This window comes from Pseudomonas sp. FFPRI_1, assembly GCF_055384485.1.
Map to the genome: position 1 here is coordinate 609,502 of NZ_AP029168.1, position 13,123 is coordinate 622,624.

Consider the following 13,123-nt stretch of genomic DNA (forward strand, 5'->3'; position numbering starts at 1 on the left):
AGAAAATACCCTGGCGGCAACGGTCACACGCAGTAAACAATCCGTCCCGGGGCCTGGGGGCAGGCACGCAATCTGCAACCCAGTCACTTTAAAACAGGCTGTATAGTAACCCGCTATCGCCAAGGAGCCCGTTATGCGCCAGAAACCCACCGTACTCGCCCGCGAGATCGTCGCCACCAGTCGTCTGTTCTGTGTCGAAGAGGTGCAGTTGCGGTTCTCCAATGGCGCCGAGCGCACCTATGAGCGCCTGGTGGGCAAGGGCGCCGGCTATGGCGCAGTGATGATCGTGGCGATGCTCGATGCGGAGCACGCGGTGCTGGTGGAGGAATACTGCGGCGGCACCGACGCCTACGAGCTGTCCTTGCCCAAGGGCCTGATCGAGCCGGGCGAGGACGTCCTGGCGGCGGCCGAGCGCGAGCTCAAGGAGGAGGCCGGGTTTGGCGCGCGGCAACTGGAGCACCTGACCGAGCTGTCGTTGTCCCCGGGCTACATGAGCCAGAAGATCCAGGTGGTGCTGGCCACCGACCTGTACGAAGAGCGCCTGGAGGGCGACGAGCCGGAGCCGATGCGGGTCGACAAAGTCAACCTGCGAGAGCTGGCCAGCCTGGTGCAGAATCCGCAATTCAGTGAAGGCCGGGCCCTGGCCGCGCTGTACCTGACCCGCGACTTGCTGAGCCAGCGCGGAGTCTTTCAAGCATGAGCGAGATCAGCATGAACCTGCCCCACCCTCTGCTGGCACCGGTGATCGACCTGGCGCTGCGCGCCGGCGAGGCGATCCTGCCGTTCTGGCGCGCCGATGTGGCGGTCAATCACAAGGCCGACGAGTCCCCGGTGACTGCCGCGGACCTGGCCGCCCACCACTTGATCGTGGCCGGCCTGACCGCGCTGGCTCCGGACATCCCGATACTCTCCGAGGAAGATGCCGACATCCCCCAGGCGACCCGGGCCGGCTGGCAGCGCTGGTGGCTGGTGGACCCGCTGGACGGCACCAAGGAGTTCATTTCCGGCAGTGAGGAGTTCACCGTCAACATCGCCCTGATCGAACAGGGACGGGTGGTGTTCGGCGTGGTGTCGATGCCCACCAATGGGCGTTGCTACTTTGGTGGCGCAGGCCTGGGGGCTTGGCGGGCGGATCGGGGGCAGTCGCCCCAGGCGATCCAGGTGCGCGAACAGCCAGGTGCGGGGGAAGCCTTTACCGTGGTGGCCAGCCGTCGTCATTCGAGCCCGGAGCAGGAACGGTTGCTCAGTGGCCTGGGGGCGGCCCTGGGCGAGCTGCAACTGGCCAATATCGGCAGTTCGCTGAAGTTCTGCCTGCTGGCCGAAGGGGCGGCGGATTGCTATCCGCGCCTGGCGCCCACTTCGCAGTGGGATACCGCGGCGGCCCAGGGCGTGCTGGAAGGCGCCGGGGGCGAGGTGCTGGACATGACCGGTGTGCCGTTCTGCTACCCGCCCCGGGAGTCGTTGCTCAATGGCTTTTTCCTGGCGTTGCCGGCCAAGGCCACCTGGCGGGCGAAGCTGTTGGCGCTGTGTGATTGCAACGGGGCTGCACAGGCGCAGTAAAGCGGCTTTCCAGGTCTTTCCGGAGAGTCCCGGCGTCAGGGTCTGGGGCCGCTTTGCGGCCCAGCGGAAGCAGGCTCCCCCCGCCACAGTGTGGCGTCAGCGATGCAGGACGTACTGGCCACTGAAACGCACGGCATCTGCGTCCTGGCCGGCGTTGACCACGCGGGTGTCCAGGGTCAGTCGGGCCCGGCCGTAGCGCTGGTACATGGCAAGGAATTTCTTCCAGACCTTTTCATCCGGTGCGCCGCAGATCGCCACCGCATCGCCGGTGACCGGCAGCGGGTAGCTGATCTGCCCTTCCTGAATGACGATGTGCCCATCCTCGATCCCGACTTCCTTGAGCCGCAGGTGCAGCCAGCCCCAACCGGCCAGGACCGCGCCGCAGTACAGGCTGCCGCCGAACATGGTGCTCTTGTGGTTGACGTTGGCCTCCAGGGGCAGGTGCAGGCGCAACTCTAGTGCCTGCCAGTCGAGGACCTTGAGCCCCATGTCCCGGGTCAGGGGAATGTCGTGATGGAGGATGGATTCCAGGTATCGACTGTCGCGGTTCATGCACGGGCCTCAAGGGTCAAGGGAGTAACGGTGGGGCTCATTCGGATTCGTCGCCGGGCTGGCTGGCGCCACCGTCGGCGAAGTTCAAGCCATGCTTGCGCAGTTTGTCGTGCAGGGTCTTGCGGGGAATGCCCAGGGCTTCGGCAAGGCTGCGCATCGAGCTGTGGGGCTGGGCCAGTTCGGCGGCGATCAGGCTCTTCTCGAAGTGTTCCACCTGCTCGCTCAGGCCGCCTGCGATCACCTTGGGAGCGACAGCGGCGCCGTGCGGCGGGTCGTTGTGGTCCAGGGCCAGCTCCAGGCCCAGGGCAAAACGCTCGGCGGCGTTCTGCAGTTCGCGCACGTTGCCCGGCCAGTCGTGGCGCAGCAGCAGGGCACGATGCCCGGGCTGCAGCTCCTGGGGCGGCAGGCCGTGGCGGGCACTGGCTTCGTCGGCGAAATGCTGGAACAGCATCAGTGCGTCTTCACCCCGTTCACGCAGGGACGGAATGCGCAGCGGGGCGACATTCAGGCGGTAGTAGAGGTCGGCGCGAAAGCGTCCCTGGTCCGCGGCCTGGCGCAGGTCTTCCTTGGTCGCGGCGATGATGCGGATATCCAGGGGGATCAGCTGGTTGCCCCCCAGGCGCTCCACCACCCGCTCCTGAAGCAGGCGCAGCAGCTTGACCTGGACATCCAGGCTCATGCTTTCGATTTCATCGAGAAACAGAGTGCCGCCATTGGCGAATTCGAACTTGCCGATGCGGCGTTTCTGCGCGCCGGTGAAGGCCCCCGGCTCGTGGCCGAACAGTTCGCTTTCCACCACCGACTCCGCCAGGGCACCGGCGTTGATCGCCACGAACGGACCGTTGCGCCGCCCCGACAGGTCATGCAGGGCGCGGGCCACCACCTCCTTGCCGGCTCCGGTCTCGCCAAGGATCAGCACGTCTGCCCGGGTCGCCGCCAGGGCGCCGATCTGCTGGCGCAGGCGCAGCATCGGCGCCGACTGGCCCACCAACCGCGCACTCAGCTCCTGACGGTCGCTGAGGGCCAGGCGCAGGCTGCGGTTGTCGAGCACCAGGCGGCGCCAGTCCAGGGCCCGGCGCACGCTGTCCAGCAGGGCATCGCTGGCGAAGGGTTTTTCCAGAAAGTCATAGGCACCGGCGCGCATCGCCTGCACCGCCAGGGGCACATCGCCGTGCCCGGTGATCAGCAGCACCGGCAGTTCCGGATCCTGGGCATGCAGTTGGTTGAGCAGCTCCAGGCCGTCCATGCCGGGCATGCGGATATCGCTGACCACGACCCCCGGCCAGTCCCGCTCCAGGCGCGGGGCCAGGCCCTGGGCCTCGGCCAGGGACAGCACCTTGAGTCCGGCCAGGTCCAGGGTCTGGCTCAAGGCCTGGCGCAGATGGGGATCGTCATCGATCAGTACCACCTGCAGCTGGGGATCGAGGGAGTCGGGGCGGGTCATCGGTCACTTTCCAGGTCGTGTCATGGCCGGCAACGCCAGGCCGGGCGGTGAGGTGGATAGCTTATGGCAAAGCCTGTCGGGGTGCTTCATACCCCGCGATCCTCGGAGGGTTGCAGGTTTACCCCCGGTGCCCCGGCGCGCAGGCGCAGGGTGATCAGGGCGCCGCCCTCGGGGTGATTGGCGAACGACAGTTCGCCGCCAAAGGCACGCATCAGGGTGTCGCAGATCGCCAGGCCCAGTCCCAGTCCCTGGGTGCGCGTCTTGGTGGTATAGAACGGCTCGCCGGCGCGCCCCAGGGCCTCCAGGCAAAAGCCCGGGCCATTGTCACGGATGCACAGGTTGACGCCCGCGGCGGTGGATTCGGCACTCAGCCAGAGTTTGCGCGGCGGGCCCTTTTCGGTCAGGGCGTCCAGGGCATTGGCCAGCAGGTTGCCGAGTACCTGGCGCAGGCGGGTTTCCCCGGCTTCGACCCACAGCGTGGCGGCCGGCAGGTCGCGGATCAGTTCCACCTCCATGGCCCGGCGGCGCTTGGCCAGCAGGGCCAGGGCATCGTCCAGGGCTGGCTGCAGGGCGACGCTTTCCGGGGCGTGGTGGTCGCGCCGGGCGAAGGCCCGCAGGTGGGTGATGATCGAGGCCATGCGCCCGGTCAGCTCGCTGATCAGCTTGAGGTTGCCCCGGGCTTCATCGGTGCGCTGGTGGTCCAGCAGCACTTCGGCGTTCTCCGCGTAGCTGCGGATCGCTGCCAGGGGCTGGTTGAGCTCGTGGCTGATACTCGCGGACATGGTGCCCAGGGCCGAGAGCTTGCCGGCCTGGACCAGATTGTCCTGGGCGCGGACCAGTTCCTGCTGGGCGGTCTCACGCTCCAGCACTTCTTGTTTCAGGCGTCGATTGAGGCTCTCCAGGTCACTGGTGCGCTCGGCCACACGCATCTCCAGCTCCCGTCGGGCCTTGGCTTCGAAGGCGATCCGCTCCAGGTAGTGGCGACGACGCTGCATCATCAGGCCCAGCAGCAGCATCAGTACCAGCAGCGCAGCGGCGCCCACCGCGACCACGGTGCGCACCGGACGATCGATCAGGGTGCGCGGGGCGAGGATGCTGACGCTCCAGCCGGTTTCCTCGATCTGCTGGGTCTGGGTCAGCCAGGCAGCGGGGTTGAGATTCAATGGCCGTGGGGCGCGGGTCGGGTAGGGCTGGATGGCGACGATGGCCTGGCTCTCCTCGGCGCTCAACGGCCGGGTCGAGCGAAAGCGCCATTCCGGGCGCGAGGTGAGGATCACCACGCCGTTGTGGTCGGTCATCAGCAACTGTTCCGGGGTTTTGCCCCACAGGCTCTCGGTGTGATCCAGATCGACCTTGACCACCAGCACGCCAAGAACTCGCTCGCCATCGCGCACGGCCGCGGCGAAGAAATAGCCCCGCTTGGCCGAGGTGGTGCCCAGGCCGAAGAAGCGCCCGAGGCGTCCGGCCATGGCTTCGCTGAAGTAGGGACGAAAGGCGAAATTGCGCCCGACGAAACTGTCGTGCTTGTCCCAGTTGGACGCTGCCAGGGTGTTGCCCCGGGTGTCCATCAGGTACATGACCTCGGCCCCGGTCTGGGCACTGATGTTTTTCAGCAGGCGATTGGCATTGCCTTGGGTCACGCTATCGTCCGGTGCGCCCAGTACCGAGCGCAGTGCCGGCAGGTCGCCGAGAATCTGCGGAAGCACTTCGTAGCGGTGCAGGGTGCCCAGCAGGTTGGCCACGTAGAGGTCGAGGGTCTGGCGATTCTGGCTGGCCAGTTCGTTGCGGTAATAGCGTTCGGCCAGGTGCTCCAGTGGCCACAGCAACGGCGCCAGGCACAGGGCCAGTAGCGCCAGGCTGCGCCAGCGGGGACGACGGGGAAGGGGTGCAGTCATGGGAAGGGCGCCTGTGGATACAGGCGCATTATGCCTAGCCCTGCTCGGCAAGACACTCGCGCAATGCGGTGTGCCAGTCCGGTTGGATCACTCCCCACTGCTGCGCCAGCCGACTGCAGTCCAGCCGCGAGTTCAGTGGCCGGGGTGCCGGTGTCGGGTAGGCGCTGGAGGGGATGGCTTCCAGTACCGCGCAGGGTTTGCCCATGGCCAGCAGCTGCTCGCCAATGGCCTGGGCGAAGCCGAACCAGGACGTCTCGCCATGGGCGGTGAGGTGGTAGGTGCCCCAGGCTCCGGGGTTGCCGGCCTGCCAGCGTTCGATCAGGGCGCGGGTGCTGTTGGCGATGGTACCGGCCCAGGTCGGAGCACCGATCTGGTCGGCGACGATGCGCAGCTCCGGTTTTTCCTGCAGCAGGCGTTGCATGGTCAGCAGGAAGTTCTTGCCGTGGCTGGAATAGACCCAGCTGGTGCGCAGGATCAGGTGCTGGCCCTGGACCAGATTGATCGCTCGCTCGCCGGCCAGCTTGCTCTCGCCATAGACACTCAGCGGATTGGGCTCGTCGTCTTCCACGTAGGGCGCGTCCTTGCTGCCATCGAACACGTAGTCGGTGGAGTAGTGAATCAGCGGGACGCCCAGTGCCTGGGCCTCCTGGGCGAAGATTCCGGGGGCGGTGGCGTTGATCGCGAAGGCCAGGTCCGCTTCGCTCTGGGCCTGGTCGACGGCGGTGTGGGCGGCGGCGTTGATGATCAGGTCGGGACGGATCGCCCGGACCTGCTGGCGAATCTGCTCCGGGTGAGTCAGGTCCAGTTGGTCACGGCCCAGGACCACCAGTTGGCCCAAATCGCCGAGGCGCTGTTGCAGCTCGCGGGACACCTGGCCGTGCTGGCCGCTGATCAGGATTTTCAGGGGAGTGCTCATGGGAACAGGTCGGCCTCAGTCAGCAGGGTTCCTGCCTGATCCTTGGCGGACAGTTGCGGGGGGGCGCTGAGCTCCCAGTCGATGGCGAGTGTCGGATCGTCCCAACGGATACAGCGCTCGGCAGAGGGAGTGTAGTAGTCGGTGGTCTTGTAGAGGAACTCGGCGAAGTCGCTGAGCACCACGAAACCATGGGCGAAGCCTTCGGGAACCCAGAGCTGGCGATGATTCTGGGCCGACAGGCGCACCGCCACCCACTGGCCGAAGTGCGGCGAGCTGCGACGGATGTCCACGGCCACGTCGAGTACTTCGCCCTGGGTCACGCGCACCAGTTTTCCCTGGGTGTTCTGCAACTGGTAGTGCAGCCCGCGCAGCACGCCCTGCTGCGAGCGTGAGTGGTTGTCCTGGACGAATTGAGTATCGAGGCCCGTGGCTTCGGCAAATGCCTTGGCATTGAAGCTTTCGTAGAAAAAACCACGCTCGTCGCCAAACACCTTGGGCTCGATAATGAGCACGCCCGGGAGTTCAGTCTGAATGACATTCATTGATTTTCCCCGGCCAAGGTGAACAGGTACTGGCCGTAGCCGGTCTTGCCGAAATAGGCGGCGCGCTCCAGCAGGTGCTCACGGCTGATCCAGCGGTTCTCGTAGGCGATCTCTTCCAGGCAGGCGACCTTCAGGCCCTGGCGGTGCTCGATGGTCTGCACGTATTGGGAGGCCTCCAGCAGGCTGTCGTGGGTGCCGGTGTCGAGCCAGGCGAAGCCCCGACCGAAACGCTCCACATGCAGGTCGCCACGCTTGAGGTAGGCGTTGTTGACGTCGGTGATCTCCAGTTCGCCACGGGGCGAAGGCTTGACCGCCTTGGCGATCTGCACCACGTCGTTGTCGTAGAAATACAGGCCGGTGACGGCGTAGCTGGATTTCGGCTGCTTGGGTTTCTCTTCGATGGACAGGGCGCGGCCCTCGCTGTCGAAGTCGATGACCCCGAAACGCTCCGGGTCCTTGACCCAATAGCCGAATACGGTGGCGCCGCCAGGACGCTGGGCGGCATTGCGCAGTTGTTCGCCGAAGTACTGGCCGTGGAAGATGTTGTCGCCGAGGATCAGGCACACCGGATCATTGCCGATGAACGCCTCGCCGATCAGGAAGGCCTGGGCCAGTCCATCCGGCGACGGCTGCTCGGCATAGCTGAAACGCACGCCGAACTGGCTGCCGTCACCCAGCAGGTTGCGGTATTGCGGCAGGTCATGGGGGGTGGAAATGATCAGGATGTCCTGGATGCCGGCCAGCATCAGCACCGAGATCGGGTAGTAGATCATTGGTTTGTCGTAGATCGGCAATAGCTGCTTGGAAACGCCGAGGGTGATGGGGTGCAGGCGGGTACCGGACCCGCCCGCCAGAACAATGCCCTTGATCATGCAATCAGATCCTTGATGTCGGTGGAGCCCAGGCGTTCGCCCTGATAACTGCCGTCCTGTACCCGGCGGCACCACTCGAGGTTGTCCAGGTACCACTGCACGGTCTTGCGCAGGCCACTGTTGAAGGTTTCTTCCGGGACCCAGCCCAGTTCGCGCTCGATCTTGCCGGCGTCGATGGCGTAGCGCAGATCGTGGCCGGGACGGTCCTGAACGAAGGTGATCAGGTCGGCGTAGTGGGCCAGGCCCTGGGGTTTTTCCGGGGCCAGCTCTTCCAGCAGGCTGCAGATGCCACGCACCACGTCGATGTTCTTCTGTTCGTTGTGGCCGCCGATGTTGTAGGTCTCGCCCACCACGCCTTCGGTCACTACCTTGAACAGAGCCCGGGCGTGATCTTCGACATACAGCCAGTCACGCACTTGCAGGCCATTGCCATAGACCGGCAGTGGCTTGCCTGCCAGGGCATTGAGGATCACCAGTGGAATCAGCTTCTCGGGGAAGTGGAACGGGCCGTAGTTGTTGGAGCAGTTGGTGATCAGCACCGGCAGGCCATAGGTACGCTGCCAGGCGCGGACCAGGTGGTCGGACGCGGCCTTGCTGGCGGAGTAGGGCGAGCTGGGGGCGTAGGGCGTGGTTTCGGTGAACAGGTCATCGACGCCATGCAGGTCGCCGTAGACCTCATCGGTGGAAATATGGTGGAAACGGAAGGCGGCTTTTTCCGCTTCGGGCAACTGCTGCCAGTAGGCGCGTGTCGCTTCCAGCAGGCTGTAGGTCCCGACGATATTGGTCTGGATGAAATCCGAGGGGCCGTCGATGGAGCGGTCGACATGGGATTCGGCCGCCAGGTGCATGATCGCGTGGGGTTGGAAGCGTGATAGCACAGCGCTGACGGTGGCCTGGTCGACGATATCTGCCTTGACGAATTCGTAGCGGCTGTTGCTGGCGATGCTCTCAAGCGACTCCAGGTTGCCGGCGTAGGTCAATTTGTCCAGATTCAGCACTTCGTGTTCCGTGTGTTGAATCAGATGGCGGATCAGGGCCGAACCGATAAAACCGGCTCCGCCGGTGACAAGAATGCGCATGTGAAGTGGCCTGTATCCTTAAAAGATCATGTGCTGCAGAAATGCAGCATAGCTTGTCGACACAACGCCTGTGGCGCAATAGGCGCAGCCCACCGATTGCATTCCGGGCGGGCGAAATCCGATCAAAACCAGGCATGCGACCGTCAGGGGCATCGTGCGTTCAGCGTTTTTGGGGGTTGCGCAACGCCTTGGGCAGTGGCGATATAAGCGGCTGACAATAATTCCAGGGGACGTTGTATGTTGCTCGCCACTTTGATCCACCGCGCCAGCCTGCCCAGCCCGCGAGTGACTGCACAGCAAGCGCTGGAACTGCTGCAAACCCATTACGGCCTGCACGGCACCTTGCAGACCCTGGGCAGCCAGCAGGACCTCAACTACCGCGTCGACAGCCCGCAAGGCCGCTTTGTCCTGAAAATCTGCCGCGGCGACTACGCCGCCCTGGAACTGCAGGCGCAGCACGCCGGCCTCAAGCATCTGCAACAGCTCCCGGGGCTGCGGGTGCCTCGGGTCATTGCAGCAAAAGACGGCGCCGAGCTGCTGTCCCTGGAGATTGCCGGGCAAGCACTGCATGTGCGATTGCTCGACTATATAGACGGCCGCTCCCTGACCCATCTGCCGCACCTGGGCCGTGAACTGGTAGCGGGCCTCGGGCGGCTCTGTGGCCAGATGGACCTGGCCCTGGCGGATTTTCAGCATCCGGGCCTCGAGCGCACCCTGCAGTGGGATGCCCGACACGCCCAGGCGCTGATCGGCCACCTGTTACCGATCATCACCGAGCCGCAGCAGCAGGCTCGCATTCGCGAAGCCGCGCAGCGCGCCGAGCGCCGCCTGCAGCCACTGCTGGAGCAGTTGCCGGTGCAGGCGATCCACATGGACATCACCGACGACAACGTGGTCTGGCAGCGGGATGCGGCGCGGCATTGGCAGTTGCAGGGGGTGATCGACTTCGGTGACCTGATCCGCACCTGGCGCATCACCGATTTGTCGGTGACCTGTGCAGCGCTGCTGCATCACGCCGAGGGCGATCCGCTGCGCATCCTGCCGGCGATCCAGGCCTATCACCAGGTCAACCCGCTGCAACGGGCTGAGTTGCTGGCACTCTGGCCGCTGATCGTGGCCCGGGCCGCGGTGCTGGTGCTCAGTGGCGAGCAGCAGGTCAGCATCGATCCCGGCAATGCGTATTCACGCGCCAACCTGGCCCACGAATGGGAAATCTTCGAGGTCGCCAGTTCGGTGTCGTTCGAGCTGATGGAAGCGGCGATCCTCACGGCTGTCGGCCAGACGTTGCCGGCCATCGGCAGCGAAGGCTTTGCCCCGCTGCTGCCGAGCCTGGTGGGCCGCGAGTTCGCCCTGATCGACCTGGGAGTGCTCAGCCCGCATTTCGAGGCCGGCAACTGGGAGCAGCCGGGAGTCGACGACCGCCTGCTGGCGGAAGCGGGCGCCGCCCATGGCCTGGCGGCCAGCCGCTATGGGCAGTACCGCCTGTCGCGCACCCGCCATGACTGTGCACTGGAACCGCAGACCTGCCCATTGCATGTGCAGTTGCAGGTTCCAGGGGGCACGGCGGTGGAGGCGCCATTCGCCGGTGTCCTGCATCGCGCCGAAGAGGGGCTGTGGCGCCTGGATGGCCCGACCCTGAGCGTGCACCTGTGGGGCGTCGAGCCTTCGCTGCATTCGGGAGCTGCCCTGGTCAAGGGCCAGGTGCTCGGGGCAGTGGGCAGCGAGGGGCGGCTCAAAGTGCAGCTGTGTCGCGCCGCCGAGTTGCATCCGCCACTGTTCTGCACGCCCTCCCGGGCCCCGGCCTGGCAGGCGCTGTGCCCCTCTCCGGCGGCGCTGCTGGGCCTGGCCTGTGACGCCGAGCCGGAACTGGACCCGCAGCGCCTGCTGGCCCGCCGCGATGCCAGTTTTGCTCGCTCGCAAAAGCATTACTACGTCGATCCGCCGCGCATCGAGCGGGGCTGGCGCAACCACCTGATCGACATGCAGGGACGCTCCTACCTGGACATGCTCAACAACGTCGCGGTGCTTGGTCACGGTCATCCACGGATGGCCAGCGAAGCGGCGCGACAATGGTCGCTGCTCAACACCAATTCACGCTTTCACTATGCCGCGATTGCCGAGTTCTCCGAGCGTCTGCTGGCCCTGGCGCCCGACTCCATGGACCGGGTGTTCCTGGTCAACAGCGGCACCGAGGCCAATGACCTGGCGATCCGCCTGGCCTGGGCCTACAGCGGCGGGCGCGACATGCTCAGCGTGCTGGAGGCCTACCACGGCTGGTCGGTGGCGGCGGACGCGGTATCGACCTCGATCGCTGACAACCCCCAGGCCCTCACCAGCCGCCCGGACTGGGTGCACCCGGTGACGGCGCCCAACACCTATCGCGGCGAATTCCGTGGCCAGGACAGCACCCCGCAGTACCTGCGCAGCGTGGATCAGCAACTTGACCAGCTGGACGCACAGAAGCGCCAGCTGGCCGGGTTCATCTGTGAGCCGGTGTATGGCAACGCCGGGGGCATTTCGTTGCCGCCTGGCTACCTGAGCGAGGTGTATGAGCGGGTCCGTGCCCGAGGCGGGGTGTGCATCGCCGATGAGATCCAGGTGGGCTACGGGCGCATGGGCCGGTTCTTCTGGGGCTTTGAAGAACAGGGCGTGGTGCCGGACATCATCACCATGGCCAAGGGCATGGGCAACGGCCAACCCCTGGGGGCGGTGATTACCCGGCGCGAGATTGCCGAGGCGCTGGAAGCCGAGGGTTACTTCTTTTCTTCATCCGGCGGCAGCCCGGTCAGTTGCCGCATCGGCATCGCCGTGCTGGATGTGATGCAGGAGGAAGGTCTCTGGGAGAACGCCCGGGTGGTCGGCGAGCACTTCAGGCAGCGGCTGGAAGCCTTGAAGGATGTGCATCCGCTGGTGGGGGCGGTGCATGGCTCGGGTTTCTACCTGGGGTTGGAACTGATCCGCAATCACCAGACCCTGGAGCCAGCCACCGAGGAAACCACCTTGCTCTGCGAGCGCCTGCGGGAGCTGGGCGTGTTCATGCAGCCCACCGGCGATCACCTGAACATTCTCAAGATCAAGCCGCCGATGGTCACCACCCGGCAGAGTGTGGATTTCTTCGTCGACATGCTGTCCAAGGTACTGGGCGAAGAGCTCTAGAGGCGAGCGTTGCAGGCCCGCCCATCGGCAGACGATAGGCGGGCTGATAGAAAACCCGATTGTTATCGGGTTTTTGTTGCGTATTTTTCTGGTTTCATATTTTTCTAGCTTTTAAAGTCGATATTTATCGGATATAAAGTGGCCGTAGTCGGGCGCGAACTTTCCCTGCCCGAGTCTTTTCCATGGCTGTCATCCACCGCCTCGTATTCGCCCAGGAGTTGATCCATGAGCCGTATCGTTACCGTCGCCGCTACCCAGATGGCTTGTTCCTGGGACCTTGAGGCCAACCTCGAAACCGCTGAACGGCTGGTGCGTGAAGCTGCCGCCAAGGGCGCGCAGATCATCCTGCTCCAGGAGTTGTTCGAAGCCCCGTACTTCTGCCAGAAGCCCAACCCGGACTACCTGCAGCTGGCCACCACCGTCGAGGCCAACGTGGCCATCGCGCATTTCCAGAAAGTCGCCAGGGAGCTGCAAGTGGTGCTGCCCATCAGCTTCTACGAGCTGGCCGGGCGGGCGCGTTTCAACAGCATCGCGATCATTGACGCCGATGGCAGCAACCTCGGGATTTATCGGAAAAGCCACATTCCGGATGGCCCTGGCTACCACGAGAAGTACTACTTCAACCCGGGGGATACCGGCTTCAAGGTGTGGAACACCCGCTACGCGAAGATCGGCGTGGGCATCTGCTGGGACCAGTGGTTCCCCGAATGCGCCCGCAGCATGGCGCTGCAAGGGGCGCAGATCCTCTTCTACCCCACCGCCATCGGCAGCGAGCCTCACGACAAGAGCATTTCCTCGCGCGATCACTGGCAGCGCGTGCAGCAAGGCCATGCTGGGGCCAACCTGATGCCGCTGATTGCCAGCAACCGCATCGGCAACGAAGAGCAGGACGGCTACGACATCACCTTCTACGGTTCGTCCTTCATCGCCAACCAGTTCGGCGAGAAGGTTCAAGAGCTCAACCAAACCGAAGAAGGTATCCTTGTGCACAGCTTCGACCTCGACGAGCTCGAGCACATCCGCAGCGCCTGGGGCAGTTTCCGTGACCGTCGTCCGAACCTCTATGGCGCGCTGAAAACCCTCGACGGTTCCCTGGAGTCCTGAACA

11 protein-coding genes are annotated in these 13,123 nt (G+C 64.9%); 4 read left to right on the forward strand and 7 right to left on the reverse strand.

The window, feature by feature from the left end; all coding sequences use genetic code 11:
- Positions 1-133: 133 nt before the first annotated feature.
- Both nudE and cysQ read left to right on the forward strand, forming a co-directional pair.
- The gene (nudE, locus tag ACZ5BO_RS02710; RefSeq protein ID WP_025128454.1) at positions 134-700 is read left to right on the forward strand and encodes an ADP compounds hydrolase NudE; all 567 of its coding nucleotides are present in this window, start codon (positions 134-136) and stop codon (positions 698-700) included.
- Between the two features lie 11 nt (positions 701-711).
- Positions 712-1,560 (forward strand): 3'(2'),5'-bisphosphate nucleotidase CysQ, encoded by an 849-nt coding sequence (cysQ, locus tag ACZ5BO_RS02715; protein WP_025128453.1) that lies wholly within the window; start codon positions 712-714, stop codon positions 1,558-1,560.
- 96 nt (positions 1,561-1,656) lie between these two features.
- On the opposite strand, the gene ACZ5BO_RS02720 is transcribed toward cysQ, so the two are convergent.
- The 7 genes from ACZ5BO_RS02720 to rfbB all read right to left on the reverse strand — a co-directional run bounded on the left by ACZ5BO_RS02720 (position 1,657) and on the right by rfbB (position 8,860).
- Positions 1,657-2,112, reverse strand: a complete 456-nt coding sequence (locus ACZ5BO_RS02720) for a YiiD C-terminal domain-containing protein (protein WP_025128452.1) — start codon at positions 2,110-2,112, stop codon at positions 1,657-1,659.
- A gap of 37 nt (positions 2,113-2,149) precedes the next feature.
- Complete coding sequence (locus tag ACZ5BO_RS02725) at positions 2,150-3,556, reverse strand: sigma-54-dependent transcriptional regulator (protein WP_464698122.1); 1,407 nt, start codon at positions 3,554-3,556, stop codon at positions 2,150-2,152.
- An 86-nt stretch (positions 3,557-3,642) separates the two neighbouring features.
- Entirely contained in the window at positions 3,643-5,451 is a 1,809-nt protein-coding gene (locus ACZ5BO_RS02730; RefSeq protein ID WP_025128450.1) for a sensor histidine kinase, read from the reverse strand.
- 34 nt (positions 5,452-5,485) lie between these two features.
- Positions 5,486-6,367: a dTDP-4-dehydrorhamnose reductase gene (gene rfbD, locus ACZ5BO_RS02735; protein WP_025128449.1), complete on the reverse strand. Its 882-nt coding sequence runs from the start codon at positions 6,365-6,367 to the stop codon at positions 5,486-5,488.
- Positions 6,364-6,909: a dTDP-4-dehydrorhamnose 3,5-epimerase gene (rfbC, locus tag ACZ5BO_RS02740; protein WP_025128448.1), complete on the reverse strand. Its 546-nt coding sequence runs from the start codon at positions 6,907-6,909 to the stop codon at positions 6,364-6,366. Before rfbC ends, rfbD begins: the two co-directional genes overlap by 4 nt.
- The gene (gene rfbA, locus ACZ5BO_RS02745; protein ID WP_464698125.1) at positions 6,906-7,781 is read right to left on the reverse strand and encodes a glucose-1-phosphate thymidylyltransferase RfbA; all 876 of its coding nucleotides are present in this window, start codon (positions 7,779-7,781) and stop codon (positions 6,906-6,908) included. Before rfbA ends, rfbC begins: the two co-directional genes overlap by 4 nt.
- Complete coding sequence (rfbB, locus tag ACZ5BO_RS02750) at positions 7,778-8,860, reverse strand: dTDP-glucose 4,6-dehydratase (RefSeq protein ID WP_464698127.1); 1,083 nt, start codon at positions 8,858-8,860, stop codon at positions 7,778-7,780. The genes rfbA and rfbB overlap by 4 nt, the downstream gene beginning before the upstream one ends.
- Positions 8,861-9,097: 237 nt before the next feature.
- Here rfbB and ACZ5BO_RS02755 point away from each other — a divergent pair, with 237 nt between their 5' ends.
- Positions 9,098-12,016, forward strand: a complete 2,919-nt coding sequence (locus ACZ5BO_RS02755; RefSeq protein ID WP_464698129.1) for an aminotransferase — start codon at positions 9,098-9,100, stop codon at positions 12,014-12,016.
- Between the two features lie 225 nt (positions 12,017-12,241).
- Entirely contained in the window at positions 12,242-13,120 is an 879-nt protein-coding gene (gene aguB / locus ACZ5BO_RS02760; protein WP_464698131.1) for an N-carbamoylputrescine amidase, read from the forward strand.
- Positions 13,121-13,123: the final 3 nt, after the last annotated feature.